12 protein-coding genes are annotated in these 17,632 nt (G+C 40.1%); 8 read left to right on the top strand and 4 right to left on the bottom strand.

The window, feature by feature from the left end:
* Positions 1 to 51 precede the first annotated feature (51 nt).
* Entirely contained in the window at positions 52 to 1,266 is a 1,215-nt protein-coding gene (locus FTV09_RS04510; RefSeq protein WP_067763638.1) for an acetate/propionate family kinase, read from the bottom strand.
* Between the two features lie 590 nt (positions 1,267 to 1,856).
* Positions 1,857 to 3,122, bottom strand: coding sequence for a glutamate-5-semialdehyde dehydrogenase (locus tag FTV09_RS04505; RefSeq protein WP_067764134.1), 1,266 nt, complete (start codon positions 3,120 to 3,122; stop codon positions 1,857 to 1,859).
* Positions 3,123 to 3,426: 304 nt separating this feature from the next.
* Here FTV09_RS04505 and FTV09_RS04500 point away from each other — a divergent pair, with 304 nt between their 5' ends.
* Positions 3,427 to 4,755 carry an alpha/beta fold hydrolase gene (locus FTV09_RS04500; protein WP_067763634.1) on the top strand — a complete coding sequence of 443 codons (1,329 nt, stop codon included), beginning with the start codon at positions 3,427 to 3,429 and terminating at the stop codon, positions 4,753 to 4,755.
* Positions 4,756 to 4,784: 29 nt separating this feature from the next.
* On the opposite strand, the gene FTV09_RS04495 is transcribed toward FTV09_RS04500, so the two are convergent.
* Positions 4,785 to 5,654 (bottom strand): class I SAM-dependent methyltransferase, encoded by an 870-nt coding sequence (locus FTV09_RS04495; RefSeq protein ID WP_180056987.1) that lies wholly within the window; start codon positions 5,652 to 5,654, stop codon positions 4,785 to 4,787.
* Positions 5,655 to 5,794: 140 nt separating this feature from the next.
* Positions 5,795 to 6,817: a beta-N-acetylhexosaminidase gene (gene nagZ / locus FTV09_RS04490; protein WP_067763628.1), complete on the bottom strand. Its 1,023-nt coding sequence runs from the start codon at positions 6,815 to 6,817 to the stop codon at positions 5,795 to 5,797.
* A 201-nt stretch (positions 6,818 to 7,018) separates the two neighbouring features.
* Between nagZ and FTV09_RS04485 the strand changes: the two genes are divergently transcribed.
* The 7 genes from FTV09_RS04485 to FTV09_RS04455 all read left to right on the top strand — a co-directional run bounded on the left by FTV09_RS04485 (position 7,019) and on the right by FTV09_RS04455 (position 17,356).
* The gene (locus FTV09_RS04485; protein WP_180056985.1) at positions 7,019 to 9,226 is read left to right on the top strand and encodes a carboxy terminal-processing peptidase; all 2,208 of its coding nucleotides are present in this window, start codon (positions 7,019 to 7,021) and stop codon (positions 9,224 to 9,226) included.
* 444 nt (positions 9,227 to 9,670) lie between these two features.
* Positions 9,671 to 11,737 carry an EAL domain-containing protein gene (locus FTV09_RS04480; RefSeq protein WP_180056983.1) on the top strand — a complete coding sequence of 689 codons (2,067 nt, stop codon included), beginning with the start codon at positions 9,671 to 9,673 and terminating at the stop codon, positions 11,735 to 11,737.
* Between the two features lie 285 nt (positions 11,738 to 12,022).
* Positions 12,023 to 13,615 (top strand): peptide chain release factor 3, encoded by a 1,593-nt coding sequence (locus tag FTV09_RS04475; protein WP_180056981.1) that lies wholly within the window; start codon positions 12,023 to 12,025, stop codon positions 13,613 to 13,615.
* Positions 13,616 to 13,718: 103 nt separating this feature from the next.
* Entirely contained in the window at positions 13,719 to 14,546 is an 828-nt protein-coding gene (locus FTV09_RS04470) for a hypothetical protein (protein ID WP_067763616.1), read from the top strand.
* 78 nt (positions 14,547 to 14,624) lie between these two features.
* On the top strand, positions 14,625 to 15,578 hold the full coding sequence (locus FTV09_RS04465) for an RsiV family protein (protein ID WP_180056979.1): 954 nt from the start codon (positions 14,625 to 14,627) through the stop codon (positions 15,576 to 15,578).
* A gap of 6 nt (positions 15,579 to 15,584) precedes the next feature.
* Positions 15,585 to 16,406, top strand: a complete 822-nt coding sequence (locus tag FTV09_RS04460) for a TatD family hydrolase (RefSeq protein ID WP_180056977.1) — start codon at positions 15,585 to 15,587, stop codon at positions 16,404 to 16,406.
* A 143-nt stretch (positions 16,407 to 16,549) separates the two neighbouring features.
* Positions 16,550 to 17,356: an enoyl-ACP reductase gene (locus FTV09_RS04455; protein WP_180056975.1), complete on the top strand. Its 807-nt coding sequence runs from the start codon at positions 16,550 to 16,552 to the stop codon at positions 17,354 to 17,356.
* Positions 17,357 to 17,632 lie beyond the last annotated feature (276 nt).

Genomic DNA, 17,632 nt, shown 5'->3' with positions numbered 1-17,632 from the left:
AAATCAAATCTAAAAATGAAATATTTAAGGCATTAGGGCTGATGCGATTGCTTATGCAATCGCAGCGTAAGCATCAGACTTTTTTGCAGCGGCTTTTACCTCGTCTACAACGTGTTCAGTTTCTTTTGCGATACGACCTTCTTCATCAGTCGGTACAACCCAAATTTGTGGACCTGTACCGTGGTCAATACGACCTTCAGTACCACGCTTTAAGTTATTGTTAAGGTCTTTACTTAAATTAAAGCCAAAATGCGGTAAGTAAGAAACCGTTTTTTCACGAATGTAAGCTGAGTTTTCGCCGATACCACCAGTGAAGAATAGACCATCAATACGTGGTAGACCACAGCTTAAACCTGCTAAAGATTTTGCTAAACGGTAGCAGAAAACTTCAATAGCAAGCGCTGCATCTTCATTGCCTTGTTCTGAGGCTTCAATCAACGTACGCATGTCATTAGACAAGTCAGATAAACCAAGTAGGCCTGATTGGCTGTTGAGCATTTTGTCGATTTTGTAGATATCCCAACCTAAGTTTGAAGCAAGGAAACTATGGATACTTGGGTCAACATCACCACTACGTGTACCCATCACGACACCTTCAAGTGGAGTTAAACCCATTGATGTATCTACAGATTGACCATTCCAAATAGCACAAGTCGAACTACCGTTACCAAGATGTGCTGTTAACCAACCACCTTGTTTGAAGCTGCCTGCCAACATTGAGCCACGTTCAGATACATAAGCATGGCTTGTACCATGGAAACCGTAACGGCGAACGTTGTGGTGTGTATATAAGAATTTTGGTAATGCATAGCGGTATGCGTGAGATGGCATAGTTTGGTGGAATGCCGTATCAAATACAGCCACTTGTGGAAGTTCTGGGAACAAACGCATTGTTGCGTCGATACCTACCAAGTGTGCTGGGTTGTGAAGCGGTGCAAGAGGGGTTGCTTCACGAATACGTTCAATAATTTCAGGTGTTAATAATTCGGCTTTAGTCAAAGTACCGCCGTGTACAACACGGTGACCAATTGCTTGAGGGTTATGGTGAGATAAACGCTCAAGAATAGTTTCAAGGGCTTTTTCATGGTCAGCATGTGGAATTGAAAGCTCAAGTGCTTCACCACCGGTAGTGACTCCTTTAATACGTGCATCAGCAGAGCCCAGATTTTCGGCAAGACCAAAAATACGATCTTCACGGCGCTCAGAAACTAACGCATATTTGATAGAAGAAGATCCGCAGTTAATTACTAATACTGATGTAGACACGATTAAATACCCGATTCTAATTGAAATACTTATCCATAATTTTGATCTGAATGCAGTGTTTTATATTGGTGCAATTTAGATCTGTGATGATGTTTTAACATGGGTTTTTTTATCGTCCTAGATAGACTTTAGGAGATTAGACTTAAGCACTATCGACCATGAAACCAATAATAATTAAAATTTATCAGTTCATAGTTTTCATTTATTAATAAAATAGTACTTAAAACGCATATCCTTTATTTCCATTCTTTTGAACATAACATGTCCAATCTATCTTGTATTGGCTAATTTGTAGCTAAATTTCTAATTTTTCACTTAATTGTAGATAAATCGGTAAGGGCTTTCTACTCACCGAGCTTTTAACGGTTACTGAATCGTTTTATTTTTTATTTGAGTCCTATTGAATTTTTATCGCTATGACTTGTGAACGCAGAGTCTAGTTATTTTTAATAGCCGTTCTATATTGTTTGAACGGCTTAAATGAATGGATCCATCCCCCCCCCAAAAAAAAAGCTGTGCTATTTAAGTCATAGCACAGCTTTAATTTGAAGTTTTATTTGAACGTATGAATAGTTCAAGCTAGCCAAGTTTTATTGACGAATTTGACCATCACCGAAAACCACCCATTTTTGAGAGGTCAAGCCTTCAAGTCCAACTGGGCCGCGGGCATGAATTTTATCGGTTGAAATTCCAATTTCCGCACCTAGACCATATTCAAAACCATCAGCAAAACGAGTCGATGCATTAATCATCACTGAGCTTGAATCTACGCGTGCTAAGAACTGACGTGCAAGGCTGAAGTTTTCGGTAATAATGGAGTCAGTATGATGTGAACCATATTTGTTGATATGTTCAATGGCTTCATCTAGACCAGACACGACTTTCACAGCCAAAATTGGACCTAAATACTCGGTGTACCAATCTTCTTCAGTTGCAGCAATCACAGATGAACCCAAAATGCGTTGCGTTACTGCACAGCCACGTAATTCCACTTTTTTCTCTGCATAGAGTTCTGCGATGCGCGGTAAGAACTCTTCCGCGACATTGTCGTCAACCAATAAGGTTTCCATGGCATTACATACGCCATAACGATGGGTTTTCGCATTTAGTGCAATCGGTAATGCTTTTTGTAGATCTGCTTGTGCTTCAACAAAAACATGGCAATTACCATCTAAATGTTTAATCACAGGAACGCGTGCATCATTGGTAATACGTTCAATCAGGCCTTTACCACCACGCGGAACGATCACATCGACATATTCAGACATGGTAATTAACTGACCGACAGCTGCACGATCAGCCGTATTAATCACTTGTACAGCATGTTCTGGTACACCAGCAGCTTTTAAACCATGTTGAATCGCTTCAGCAATTGCTTGATTCGATTCTAAGGCTTCAGAACCGCCACGCAAAATAATCGCATTGCCTGATTTTAATGCCAACGATGCAGCTTCAAGCGTTACGTTTGGACGTGATTCGTAAATCATGCCCACGACACCTAAAGGAACACGCATTTTGCCCAGTTGAATGCCAGAAGGGCGGAATGCCATATCTGTAATTTCACCAATCGGGTCAGTGAGACCAATGACATCTTTTAGGCCTTGTAACATGCCTTTAAAGCGTGTGGGGGTAAGTTCTAAGCGATCAAGTAGAGCACTATCCAAGTTATTGTTATGCGCTTTTGTCATATCCACTTGGTTAGCGGCCAAAATCGCAGTCTCACTGTTCTGTAACGCAGTGTAGATTGCTGATAAGGCATTGTTTTTGGTCTGGGTAGAAGCGCCAGCAAGCACACGAGATGCTTTGCGTGCTTGTAGTCCTACCGTTTGCATATATTGTTCAATCGACTCTTGCATAGCGGTTTGATCACTTAGAAATTTTATCTTGATATTAACAGCCTGCGCCTGAACAATGAAGCACCAATACTGAGTTTAAGTAATTGATCACTGCGCGAATTAACATTTTGAAATTGTTTTATAGTTAAAAGTAGATAAGCGGCATGGATATTGGTTGCTTGTAAAATGAACATCTGTATAGAATGAAACAATAGCGACATTGAAGTCGTACAAATAATGATTAAAGAGCAGGATGCTGAGTCGAGCAGAGTTCTCTGAATGAATTCCTGACAATAAAAATAAGGCAGGAATGGAGGAAAGGAATATGAATTCCATTATCCAAATGGATCCAGAAGTACAGGAAAGTACGCATTACAGTTTTTTTGATCTTTATGACAAACAAAGCTTTAAGCAGCCAGCCAGAACAACATGGATTGATGGCTGGAAAGTTGAATATATGGCAATCGCACAGCCTGAAACCATTCACCGTACGCCGATTGTGATTATTGGTGGTGCATTTCAAAACTTTAATTCCTACAAATATTGTGTTGAACAACTCTTTGCAGCTGGGCCGATCATTCTAATTGATATGCCATCGATGGGTTCAAATCAGCAGATTACCAATGTCGATAGTGGTATTTCAGCGGGTACATTGGAACTCGGTGATTTAGCCAAAATGCTCGGTGTGTGGATGGATATTGTTGGCCTAGAAAAAGTCTCTGTGATGGGAATGTCGCTCGGTTCTGTCGTGGCAGCGGGTTTGGCGGATCAACGTCCTGAACTGATCGATCGCATGATTTTAATGGGTGTGATGCAGAAAACCCGTAAAAGCTGGCGTATGTTACTCGAAGAGTCGCTGCATTTGATGAAAGAGCAGCGCATGGATGAGTTTGGCCAAGCGGTGATTTTGTACTTGGTAAATCATGCCAAATTGGATGTAACGCGTATGTCACCGACAGCAAAGCGTTTATTCTTTAGGCAAATGGCTGAATTTACCAATACTGAACAAGAGCGTTACGACATTAACTGTAATCGCTTACTCCGTTTGCAAGATGTGCCCATTCCACAATGTGATGTTTTAGTGTCCTGTGGGCAGTATGACAGCTTTACTTTGCCACATGAAAATGCCGGGTTTGCGTTGCAATGCCCAAATATGCAATTTGCCATGATTGCCAATGCTGATCATTTACCTCAATTACAACGTCGTAAAGAAACCATGAACTTATTTGCGACTTATCTCAGAGGTGAGTCCATTCAGCACTTAGATGGCATCATTCCAATGAGCCGTGAGCAAATGCAAAAAATTGAGCGCCGTGGTGAGGAGCGTATACAGGTTCATCAACCATTTACGCATCTATCGTATCGACACTCAGAATTGTGTATGGAGGTCGGTATTGTAGATTTGAATTACTTTGGTGTACTGCTCGATATTTCTGAGGGGATGGCTGACGTAGCAGCACAGTACCCGCGTGATTTAGCCTTGCATTTAGAGGATGATGAAGGCGAATTTAAAATTGAATGCCTCATCTTTGAAATTGAAAATCAACAAATTCGCGCGCTGTTTAAGCATGGCAGTTTTGATATTGCAGAACGTTTATTACGTTTTGTCGCACGTCAAAAAGAAGAGATGATGTTGTTAGAAGCAGTAGGATAAAGCTTTGAATATTTGAAAAAAACAGCGTATTAACGCTGTTTTTTTATGCTTGTATGCACCATCCAAACTAAATCCCCCAAATGCTCATCTGTATTCTGAAAGGGTATCACTTGCTCGGCTGTTTCTTGTGAAAAATATAAGGCAGGTTGAACGACATCGACTGCACTAAATCCGGCCTTGCTAAAAAATTGCTGCAATTCTTCTGGGGTTTGAAAATGGAAGGCGAAGGCGCTACGTGACATCACCTTAAGTAGTTTACTGCTGGCCCAAATAAAGCGTGCAAGACGATTTTTAACCGGTTCTGGATAGATGTCTGTTAGGTAATGTAGTTCTTGAAATGAAGCACCGTATTTGCAAATTCCTTCAAGTAATTGGTTTAATAGGTTTTGATCAAAATAATTAATGAGACCTTCACTTATGACTACCAATGGACGCTCGGGATCAAAAACATTAAAGGCGCGTTCAAAGTCTTGACTAAAAATATCTGCTGTTAAAACTTCAGGCGATTGTTGATCAATTTTCTGTAAGGCTTGGGTCTTAATTTTTGCCATATCAGGCAAATCAAGTTCACGATAATCAATTTGTGGATGTTTACTACGGAAATTCCAGCCTCGTGGCGATAGTCCACAGGCTATTTCAAGTACTTGTAAATTTGGAAATTTTGCAATGAGTTGATCAAGATGTTGATCAATCATGGCATGACGCTGTTTTAAGGTGGAACGCATGCTGCCGCCAACATTTTTTTCTGCCCAACTTTCGAGTGGGTGTACCATGCGTGCTAAAAATTTACCTTTGCTGGTGGCAAAGACTGGATGTGAAATGCCCATGCTATACCAAATATATCCAGTGTAATGGGCGGTAAATGAAATATGGCGATGTTCCGATAAACTGTCTGTCATGTCATCCTGACCTAATGTTGTTTTAATTGTTTAGGCTTAACCGAATTGATAGCGGCAAGCTGTATTTGTTTGTTTTTATCATATAAAAAAAGGAACACCTTGTCGTGTTCCTTTTGTGATCGATCAATTCAGCTTAAACCTTAGCAATATTGATTTTTAAAATCGACAATGCGGTTTCGAACAGTCTGCCAATCAGTGCCAAGTTCTATAGCTTGCCCCATCGCAATTTGAGGGATTTTACCGCGCATGCGTTCCAAACGCTCTTGGTTTGGCAAGGCTAGATTTTGAATGCCATCGAGTGCAACACATGCAGATTCACGGCTATTGCATACTAAGCCCATGTCACAACCTGCATTTAAAGCGGCTTGAATACGAGCGTCAGCGTCACCAGCCACGCATGCGGCTTGCATACTTAAATCGTCAGAAAATAACACGCCATCAAATTGTAATTGCTCACGTAACACTTTTTGAATCCAATACGGTGAGAAACCAGCAGGATTTGGATCGACTTGTTCATAAATCACATGCGCGGGCATTAAGGCATCAAGTTGTGGTTGCAGTTGAATAAAACTTTGCATGTCTTTTTGGTAGATTTCATCATAGCTGCGATGGTCAATTGCAGCTGCGACATGAGAATCCGCTTTCACCGAACCGTGGCCTGGGAAATGCTTTCCGGTCGAGGCCATACCCGCACGTTTCATGCCTTTTAAGAAGGCACTTGCTAATGGAATAATGTCTTGCATATTTTTTGCAAAGCCACGATCACCAATGACATCGCTAACATCATTAAGATCCAATACCGGTGCGAAACTAAAATCAATACCCACCGCAAGCACTTCCGTCGCCATTAACCAGCCACATTGATCGGCAAGTTCTAAGGCTTTTTCAGGTTCACTTAAGTATAGTTCGCCAAACTTACCCATCGCAGGGAGGAGGGTGAAGCCTTGTTTCAGGCGTTGTACACGACCACCTTCCTGATCGACAGCGATTAATATATCAGGACGAATCTGACGCATATGATCGGTTAAAGCACGAACTTGTTCAGGAGATTCAATGTTGCGGCCAAATAAAATCATGCCGCCGACTTGCGGAGCCTTTAATAGTTCAATATCTTCTTGAGTGAGTTCTGTGCCAGCAATGTCGAGCATTAATGCGCCAATCATATTCGGGGGTCCGTGTTGGAATTTTTAAGGAAAAACAATACCTGAATTCTGCAATGATTTGCTACACTTTGTCAGCAGAGATTATGATAAAACTACACGACATAAACATATTAAGTTGTTTAAGATTTTGAATATATTCAATTCAAGTCGAAAACCAACACGGTGATATTGGTCTAAATACCAAGGAAGTACGAATTATTTATGAAACTTCAAACAATAGCTTGTGCCGTTGCGATTGCGACAGGTGGATTCTTTTTTACCCATGTAGTAAATGATGCAATTGCTGCCAATAATACTGAAGCAGTTGCAGCTACCAGCATTCAACCCACTCAAGAGCAGGCATTAGTCTCGCGTCAACTCGCGACTTTGGTAGACCGTCAACACTATTTAAATCAACGTTTAGACGCCAATACCTCTAATCGTATTTTAGATTTTTATATCGATAGTATTGATCCGGAACATACATTGTTTTTGGCACCAGACATTGAAAGCTATAAAAAGCGCTTTGGTTCGACTTTTGGTGCAAACTTAAAAGCTGGTAATTTAGCAGGCCCATATGAGATTCACGCTCAATATCGTGATCGTTTAAAACAGTTCTATACCTATATGTTGGAAGAACTGAAAAAGCCGCAAAATTTAAATCAACCGAATACTTATATTGAAACTGATCGTGAAAAAGCGGCCTTCTTTAAAACGACTGATGAACAACGCGCGCATTGGAATAAAATGTTGGTTTCACAGTTAATCAACTTAACCATCAGTAAAGAAGAAGAAAAAGCCAAACAGAAAGCGTTAAAAGATAATCCTGAGTTAGCCAATGGCCAGGATTTAACTGGCCCTGAAGATCTAACTCCAGCGCAGACTTTGACTAAACGTTATACGCGTCAACTTGAACGTATTAGCCGTTTGAAAAGTGATGATGTGCTTGATAAAACCCTTAATGCGATGATGTTAACCTATGATCCGCATAGTAACTATTTCCCACCTGTAGATGCGATGGAGTTGAACCGTCAAACCACACTACAGCTGGAAGGCATTGGGGTATCGATTCGTCCAGAACGCGGAAATGAAGATTACACCAAAATTGAAACCATCGTAGAAGGTGGCCCAGCCAGTAAGTCTGGCCAAGTCAAATCAGGTGATCGCATTATTGCTGTGGCACAAGATGGCGATAAAATGGTGGATGTCATTGGTTGGCCGAGCAACGAAATTGTAGGGCTGATTCGTGGTAAACGTGGCACCAAAGTGACTTTACGCCTATTAGGCGCGGGTGCTGCGATGAACCAAGCGCGTAATGTGACGATTGTTCGAGATGTGATTCAAGAAGAAGATGCTGGTGTGCGATCACGCACGGTTGAAATCGAACGTGAGGGCAAAAAGCATAAATTTGGTGTGATTGAAATTCCATCATTCTACTTAAACTATCGTGCACGTCGTGCAGGTACTGAATATCGCTCTGTTTCAGAAGATACCAATAAAGCATTGAAAGCCTTAGATGCTCAAAAGGTCGAAGGGATCATCATTGATTTACGTAACAACCCGGGTGGCTCTCTTGAAGAAGTTGCGCGTATGTTGGGTCAAGTGATCAAATCGGGTCCTGTTGTTCAAATTCGTGATGGTAATGGTAACGTGAGCGTATTTGAAGATGACGATGGTGGTGCACAAAGCTATGCAGGCCCGTTAGCTGTATTGATTAATTTGGCTTCTGCTTCAGCAAGTGAAATTTACTCTGCTGCAATCCAAGACTATGAACGTGGTGTAGTGATTGGTAGCACGACGACAGGTAAGGGTACAGCTCAAGTTCAATTGGATACCTTGGCTTATGGTCAGGCAACCTTGACCCAACGTAAGTTTTACCGTGTGACTGGCGGCAGTACCCAAAATAAAGGTGTTGTGCCTGATATTAAACTGGTTGATATCTACAACGAAGAATTCGGTGAACGCAAATCCAAAAATGCATTACAGTGGGATACGATTCCAACAGCACCCTTTAAACGTGAAGGCTCGATCCAAGCTTATGTACCTGATTTGATTAAGTCATCACAACAACGTGTCAGCATTGATCCGCAATTTAAGTACTTGGAACAACGTACAGCTATTGCGAAGAAAACCGATGAACAAAAGCGTATCGTGCTTGATTTAAACAAACGCAAAGCAGAACTGTTAGCTCTAGAGCAAAAATCTTTAGATGCTGAAAATCAACGCCGCAAAGTGGTTGGTCAGAAACCATATGCGAATTGGGAAAGTTACCAAGCATCGATGGATGCTTTGGTAGAAGCTCGTGCGAAAATGAAAGCTAACCAACGTCCAGCTTTACCTGAAGAAGAAGTATTTGTTGCTGAAGCGGCAAATGTATTATTGGACTATGCAAAACTGCAAGGAACAGCAGCAAAGCCAACCACTAAATAATGCTAAATTAATTGTGCTCAGTGACTAAATGCCGAGTTTTTAGATTTATGGTTGAAAAAAGCAGCGAATTTCGATTTGCTGCTTTTTTTTTGCGATTTTTTTTTGTTATTCATGAAACTAGGTTGATATTGAAAAGGGTCAGATAGCTAGAAAATAAAGATATGATTGTTTTGACCATATAATTTGTAAAGTTAAGTGTTTAAGATAGGTTGTACTTTTTCAGCATAATTTTTTAATTTAGTGATTGAAGTCAAAGATTTTTTTTAAATTTTACCAGTTAACTGAAAACTTGAAAGAAACACTTGACCGAAACTCTATAGTATTGGATTCTAAGCAAATAACGACTGAAATAGCCGATTTTCAAAAGCTAACAAGTTGTAAGAAAAGAGAAAAATATTGACGATAGTGGTTAAATGAGCAACGGGAACCTAAGCGGAACGCTATATGACCCATATACATTATGATTACAGTCTGGTCGCCGGTTCTATCGTAGTTGCGTTACTGAGCTGCTACTTTGCAGTTTCATTGGAGCAAATGCTGTTTCGTGGAACTCGGCCTAGATATGAAAATATCATATTAATTATTAGTGGTGCGATTTTAGGTGCTGCGATTTGGTGCATGCATATTGTAGGTATGATGGGGAGTCATTTACCTGCAAATCATAGTTTTGATGCCGGTTTAACTTTTACTTCTTATTTAATTGCGTTCATTGCTTCAACTTTTGCCGTGTGGTTGACCACACGTCCAACGCTTCCATTGCCGCGTTTAATCCTTGGTTCTGTGCTCATGGGCCTGGGTATTTCTGGCATGCATTACACCGGTATGCTCGGGTTAATGGTCGAAGGTTATGAGCAACATTATTCTCCACTCATTGTGATTTGTTCTGTGCTGGTTGCTGTCAGTGGGGCGGGTTTAGCCTTTTGGCTGACATTTAAAAGTAAATATGCAGGCCGTAAACGCCAAGCGATGAACATATTTGTAGCTTTGATGCTGACATTTAGCATCGTAGGTATGCATTATATGGCGATGACAGGTGTCAATTTCTATCCATTAAATTCGATGGATGCAGTTGTCGCTGCACATTTGAGCCAGAACTTATTATTGTTCACTGTACTGTTTGTCACCTGCTTGGTGCTTATTGCTGCTTTTAGTGTTGCAGTGCTTGAACAGCGTTTGGAACAGCGAAATATTCAGCTCATGCGCGCCAATCGTGAATTGGCAAATCAAGCTGTTCAAGACAATTTAACCCGACTGCCAAACCGATTATTTTTAGCTGAGTATGCTCACTTTTTATTTACCGAGCACCGAGTTCACCAACAAGAAATCGCCTTTTTATATATAGATATTGACCGTTTTAAAGCGGTGAATGATGTTTTTGGTCACCATGTTGGAGATCAATTGCTGATTCAGATGGCGACCAAAATTCATCGACTTTTAGATGAAAAATCTAAATTATTACGCATTGGTGGCGATGAATTTTTGATGGTATTAGAGTCAGCTACAGTCGAAACCGCTGCTGAAATGTCTGAAAAAATTTTAGAGCGGATGCAAGAGAGTTTCTTGATTGCGGGCAAAGAAATAAATATTTCAGGCAGTATTGGTATTGCGATGTATCCTGAGCATGGCTCAAATCTACAAGACTTGCTGATTAATGCAGATGCAGCCATGCTCACATCAAAGTATCAAGGACGAAATACTTACTCGGTGTTTAGTTATACCGTCGATCAGCATGAAGAAAAGAGTCAAACTAAACTGATCAACGATCTGTATAAAGCCGTAGAAGAACATCAGTTTGTCTTATTTTATCAACCCAAATTTAATGCCAAAGACCGTGAAATTTGTGGCGTTGAAGCGTTAATACGCTGGAAGCACCCAACTCTGGGTATGTTGACACCTAACATGTTTATTAATGGTGCTGAAAAAACCGGTTTGATTATTCCAATGGGTTATTGGGCGTTGGAAGAAGCATGTAAACAAATTCAACTGTGGGAAAAGTTGGGTATGCCGCTTTACCCGATAGCGGTTAATCTATCTGCGGTTCAGTTTGAGCATAAGCATTTATTTAATACTTTAGAAATGCTATTTGATCGTTATGAAATTAGTCCTGCGCATTTAATTATTGAAATTACAGAATCCACGGCAATGCATCATATTGATGCCAGTATTGCAACCTTCGAACGCTTACGTAAAATGGGCATTAAAGTTGCCATTGATGATTTTGGTACAGGGCATTCGAGTTTCTTATATCTGAAAAATTTACCTGTCGATGAATTAAAAATTGACCGTGAATTTATTCATGATTTAACACCAAATTCGAAAGAAGAAATGATTTTAGAAAGTATTATTCAATTGGCAGTGAAGTTAGGATTAAACGTCACAGCGGAAGGAATTGAAACACCATTACAAGCCGATATTCTAACGCGTTTAGGCTGCCAACAACTTCAAGGTTATTTGTTAGGGTTACCCATGGAAGTGGCACGACTTGAAGAAAGTATGAGTCTTAAATCTTAGTCACGAAAGCAAAGCACCAGCAATTTGAAACTCATAAAATTTTGAATTTGTCAGATTAGATATTTTATGTAGAAAACAAAAGATCCGCTTAGATATATTGATTCATCAGCACATTTTTAGAGAAGTTTGCTCCAATGTAATTGTATAAAACAAGAAAAGTTTAACATTTTACTTCTACCCACTGTGGTTGATTATTTTTAATGGTCAATCTGATACAATATCGCCAATTTCCCGTATTGATCAGATCTGATCTTTTGCACTGCGAGTTTGCAGTAGGTGCCCTTCATGAGTTTTAAAGAAGAATTAGCGGCGCAGGTCGCTCAGCGACGTACATTCGCGATTATTTCCCACCCCGATGCTGGTAAGACAACAATGACAGAAAAACTGTTGTTGTGGGGGCAAGCAATTCAGGTTGCTGGTATGGTGAAAAGCCGTAAATCTGACCGTGCAGCAACATCAGACTGGATGGAAATGGAAAAAGAACGTGGTATTTCGATTACCACGTCTGTGATGCAGTTCCCGTTTAAAGACAAAATGATCAACTTACTCGATACCCCGGGACATGAGGATTTCTCGGAAGATACCTATCGTACTTTAACCGCAGTGGACTCTGCGTTAATGGTAATTGATGGGGCAAAAGGTGTCGAAGATCGTACGATTAAATTGATGGAAGTGTGTCGTATGCGTGACACACCGATTATTTCTTTCGTTAACAAAATGGACCGTGAAATTCGCGAGCCACTTGAACTACTCGATGAAATTGAAAACGTACTTAAGATTAAATGCGTACCTTTAACTTGGCCTTTAGGCACAGGCCGTGACTTCACAGGTGTGTTCAATCTGATCGAAGAAAAATTCTATGTCTATAAAGCAGGTTTTGGTTCAACCATTACTGACATCGAAATTCGTGATGGTTATGACCATGCTGACCTTCGTGAAAAAGTTGGTGAGTTGGCTTGGGCAGCTTTTGAAGAATCATTAGAATTGGTGCAAATGGCAAATGAGCCATTAGACCGTGAGGAATTCTTAGCGGGTCGTCAAACCCCTGTATTGTTTGGTACAGCTTTGGGTAACTTTGGTGTAGACCATGTATTAGATGCATTTAGTAACTATGCACCTGAACCAAAAGCTCATCCAACTGCGGTACGTAATGTTGAAGCAACCGAAGAAGGATTTACTGGCTTTGTATTTAAAATTCAGGCCAATATGGATCCAAAACACCGTGACCGTATTGCATTCATGCGTATCTGTTCAGGAAAGTATGAAAAAGGTCTGAAAATGAAACATGTGCGAATTGGTAAAGACGTACGTATTTCAGATGCTTTAACGTTCTTAGCAGGCGACCGTCAGCATTTAGAAGAAGCATGGCCGGGCGATATTATTGGTTTACATAACCACGGTACAATTCAAATTGGTGATACCTTTACTTCAGGTGAAAACTTACAGTTCACAGGTATTCCACACTTCGCACCGGAAATGTTCCGTCGTGTACGTCTCAAAGATCCTTTGAAATCTAAACAGTTACAAAAAGGTTTAAAAGAGCTTTCAGAAGAAGGTGCGACACAGGTATTTATGCCACAAAACAGCAATGATTTAATTGTTGGTGCTGTGGGTGTACTTCAGTTTGAAGTAGTGGCGTATCGCTTAAAAGAAGAATACAAAGTGGATTGTATTTACGAGCCAGTCAGCATTAATACGGTACGCTGGGTTTCATGTGATGATGAACGTAAATTCAATGAATTTAAGAAAAAAGCACATGACCAATTATCAGTAGATGGTGGTGGTCACTTAACTTATCTTGCACCAAGCCGTGTTAATTTACAGTTAATGCAAGAGCGTTATCCAGACATCGTATTCCGTAATACACGTGAACACTAAGTCTTTCTTTTACAGAAATAAAACAGCTTCCTCGTGAAGCTGTTTTATTTTGTGATAGAGTTTTTAATTAACTTTTATTTGACATGTTGATGTCTAGGACAGCATGAATATTTTCAAGGACGCTGCGGCGATTGCCCTCATGGGGAGTGCATTATTTTTAAGTGCATGTGATTCGGGAAAAGAAAAAAAATTAGCTGATCAGCAAAGCGATGCAGCATCAGAAGCTGTGGTGACAAACCCTGATGTTTTGCCTTATTTAAATATTCAGGAACAAGATGCCAAAGTGGCACTGCCATTTTGTGAAAATAAGAGTTGTATCGATATCAATATACAGACCATCGATACTGTCGATACTTGGTTGAATGGATGGATTGAAAAAAATCAGGCCACAGTGATTCAAGATCAAGTCGGCTCCAAACAAAATATGAGTTTGCAGCAAGCGGTTGCAGCTTATGTAAAAAAATCAGATGCTTGGCAAGCAGAAATAAAAAGCAATAAACCCTATGAACTGGCGCTATATACCCGTGTGCCATATCAACGGAATCAATATGTATTGTTACAAGTGGGTGTAGATACCAAGCAAGAAAATATTACGGTGAAAGAGCGTTATTACTTTTTTGTAGCAGATCGACGCAATCAGAAAAATATCACGCCACTAGATATAGTAGATGCCAAGCAGCAGCAAAATATGAATCAATTTGTGCAAGATGCTTATGCCAAATGGTTAGATGAGCAAACGGCAGAAGTAAAAAAAGCCGCGCCAAAAAAATTATACTGGGGGCAAGCCGATTGGTTCTTTGATCAAGAAGGTGTGGGTTTACATTACAGAACCGATGAAATCGTGAAAGATGGTAAACAACTGGATATCTATTTAACCAAAGCACAGACACAACAAGTCTTGAAAGCTGATGTTTATCAGCATATGTTTTAATAATATCTAGATGGTTAACTTTAGTTGACAAAGTTGACGTACTACAGTGAATAAATTGAAAAAATACAGGTTATCGCGATGTTGCAACAGAAAAGTATATGGATCAGTTCAGTTCTTGCGGTGTCTATTGGTTTGACTGCATGTCAGCCACAACAAGCTGAACCTGAAAAAAAACCAGAAACCCAAAAGAATGAACAAGCTGATTTAAGTCTGAAACTTATTGGTGATTCTGAGAAATTACAACTGAATTTACCTGAATGTGATGGCAATGGCTGTCCAGAAATTTCAGTGGAAAGGCTAAATAGTAATCAGGTATTTATTGATCAATTTATTGATGCGGAAATACTCAAACAGTTGGGCCAAATTTTGTCTGTATCACCTGTAGAGGAAAAAGATATCGCAGCAGAAGGTGCTGCAAGTGAGCCAGCGGCATCTGACGTAAAATCTGCTTTAGCCAATGTTGAAACGCCTAAATTAAAACTGGAAAAAGCCACTCAACCGTATATGCAGGCTTTTTTAAATTTAGATAAAGAGCTTAAAGAATTAAGTGCTAATCAACAAATTAGTTTGATGATCAAACCTAAAATATTAAATGCTGATAAGCCTTTGGCAACAGTGGTATTAAATACCAGTTCATATTTGGGCGGTGCACATGGTGCGTCTTCACAGCAGTATTACAATTTTGATTTGAGCACACAAAAACAAGTGCAATTGAATGACATATTGCTACCTAAGCAAAAAGCTCAACTTGAAAAACACGCGCATGAAGTTTTTAAAACTTGGGTTAAAGATTCAAAACTTGCAAATAGTGTTGAAGAATATGAACAAGCATGGAAATTTAGCTTGTCTGAGAATTTTTATCTCAGTCAGCAAGGTTTAATTTTGCAATATGCCGAATATGAAATTGGGCCTTATGTGGTGGGTCTACCACGTTTAACTGTGCCATATGACCAGTTAAAAACAGTCCTGAAAAAACAGTATTTACCTGTGCCTGAACCTGTTGCGACGTCAGAAGCAGCGACTTCGAAATAAGTATTTATGAGCTATTCACTGTTTGATACGCATACGCATTTTGATGTTCCCGAGTTTGATCCAGATCGGGAGCAACTGGCTTATGCAGCAAAGCAAGCTGGGGTGGAACGCTTGATTTTGATTGGTTTTGTGCAAGAGCGTTTTGCTGACTTATTGAAAAAACAGCATATGTTGAATCAGTTACAAGATGCGCCGCACAGTTATTTTGCACCAGGCTTACACCCATTTTATATCGAGCAGCATTGTTTAGAACATCTGAGTGATTTAGAGCACTTACTTCGTACGGAGGATTGTGCTGCGATTGGTGAAATTGGTTTAGATACTTTTTTAAAGCAGCATAAGCAGCCAGCAATTGTTCAAAAGCAGCAGGAGTATTTTTCTGTGCAAATTGCGTTTGCACAGCAATTTGATAAGCCGGTTCTTTTACATATTCGCAAGTCACATGCTGAGGTTTTAGCTTTGTTGAAGAAACATCAATTTAAGCAAGGTGGCATTGCCCATGCTTTTAGTGGTGGGGTAGAGGAAGCCAAAGCATTTGTGAAACTGGGTTTTAAAATAGGGGTTACAGGTCAAATCACCAATCCAAATGCCAAAAAGCTGCATCAAGTGGTTCAGGCTATCGGTGCTGAACATTTGGTCTTAGAAACAGATTGTCCTGATATGACGCCACTTTGTTGCCAGTTGTCTGCACAGCACAGAACCCGTAATACGCCAGTCAATTTACCTTATGTATTGCAAGGTTTAGCACAGAGTTTGCAAATGCCTGAATCTAAATTGGCTGCTGTACTTTGGCAAAATTCTTTGCAGGCCTTACATTTAGCAAATTAAACTAATACGCGTCCTATTCAATATGTGTATTGCTGCCTAAGCGAAGCCGAATAGGGCATTTTCTAAAAAAAGATGCATTATGCAATTTCTAAAATGCTTTAGACTTGGCATTATGCTGTTAAATTATTTTGAGTGAGACTCACATGGCACAAGGACTATTGGCAGGCAAACGCTTTTTAATCGCGGGTATTGCAAGTAAATTATCTATTGCATTTGGTATTGCTCAAGCACTTCATCGCGAAGGTGCAGAGTTGGCATTTACTTATCCGAATGAAAAACTAAAAAAACGCGTTGATGATTTTGCTGAACAATTTGGTTCTACATTGGTTCTTCCATGTGATGTTGCCGTAGATGCTGAAATTGAAAATACATTTGTTGAATTGGCAAAGCACTGGGACGGTTTAGACGGTGTTGTACATTCAATTGGTTTTGCGCCTGCACATACTTTAGATGGCGATTTTACGGATATTACAGACCGTGAAGGTTTTAAAATTGCACACGACATTAGCGCATATAGCTTTATTGCGATGGCTCGTGCAGCGAAGCCTTTATTGCAAGCTCGCCAAGGTTGCTTACTAACATTGACTTATCAAGGCTCTGAGCGTGTGATGCCGAACTACAATGTAATGGGCATGGCTAAAGCTTCTCTTGAAGCGGGTGTACGTTATTTAGCGTCTAGCTTAGGCGCTGAAGGTATCCGTGTAAATGCAATTTCTGCAGGTCCAATTCGTACTTTAGCTGCTTCAGGGATCAAATCTTTCCGTAAAATGTTGGATTTGAATGAGAAAGTAGCGCCATTGAAACGTAATGTGACTATTGAAGATGTAGGCAATGCTGCTTTATTCTTATGCTCTCCTTGGGCAAATGGTATTACTGGTGAAATCATGTATGTTGATGCTGGCTTCAATACTGTTGGTATGAGCGCTGAATTAATGATGGCTGGTGAATAATTTACTCCTCTCTTTTATGGGAGGTGGGTAGGCTATTTTTACACCCTCATCCCGACCTTCTCCCAGAGGGAGAAGGAGAGTAGAAAGCCAATAAAAAAGACCGCAAAAGCGGTCTTTTTTATATCTAAGGTAAAGCGATTAAGCTTGACCGTAAGCGTCCGCTGAACACACCTTATGAATTCATCCTATAAGCCTTAATTTAGTCCCCACTTAAAAACAAGTGGGGACTAAAATTTATGACTACAAATCACCAGACATCCATCGCATCTCTTGCGA

This window comes from Acinetobacter sp. YH12227 (genome assembly GCF_013417785.1).
Taxonomy (GTDB): Bacteria; Pseudomonadota; Gammaproteobacteria; order Pseudomonadales; family Moraxellaceae; genus Acinetobacter; species Acinetobacter gandensis.
The sequence above is the reverse complement of the archived record's forward strand: the minus strand, read 5'-3'. Positions and strand labels throughout refer to the sequence as shown.

Bases quoted from the DNA above. Each gene is read 5' to 3' on its own strand.
- FTV09_RS04460 (WP_180056977.1), top strand. From the start codon at position 15,585: ATGAGCTATTCACTGTTTGATACGCATACGCATTTTGATGTTCCCGAG.
- FTV09_RS04495 (WP_180056987.1), bottom strand. From the start codon at position 5,654: ATGACAGACAGTTTATCGGAACATCGCCATATTTCATTTACCGCCCAT.
- FTV09_RS04465 (WP_180056979.1), top strand. From the start codon at position 14,625: ATGTTGCAACAGAAAAGTATATGGATCAGTTCAGTTCTTGCGGTGTCT.
- FTV09_RS04470 (WP_067763616.1), top strand. From the start codon at position 13,719: ATGAATATTTTCAAGGACGCTGCGGCGATTGCCCTCATGGGGAGTGCA.
- FTV09_RS04500 (WP_067763634.1), top strand. From the start codon at position 3,427: ATGAATTCCATTATCCAAATGGATCCAGAAGTACAGGAAAGTACGCAT.
- nagZ (WP_067763628.1), bottom strand. From the start codon at position 6,817: ATGATTGGCGCATTAATGCTCGACATTGCTGGCACAGAACTCACTCAA.
- FTV09_RS04455 (WP_180056975.1), top strand. From the start codon at position 16,550: ATGGCACAAGGACTATTGGCAGGCAAACGCTTTTTAATCGCGGGTATT.
- FTV09_RS04480 (WP_180056983.1), top strand. From the start codon at position 9,671: ATGACCCATATACATTATGATTACAGTCTGGTCGCCGGTTCTATCGTA.
- FTV09_RS04475 (WP_180056981.1), top strand. From the start codon at position 12,023: ATGAGTTTTAAAGAAGAATTAGCGGCGCAGGTCGCTCAGCGACGTACA.
- FTV09_RS04505 (WP_067764134.1), bottom strand. From the start codon at position 3,122: ATGCAAGAGTCGATTGAACAATATATGCAAACGGTAGGACTACAAGCA.
- FTV09_RS04485 (WP_180056985.1), top strand. From the start codon at position 7,019: ATGAAACTTCAAACAATAGCTTGTGCCGTTGCGATTGCGACAGGTGGA.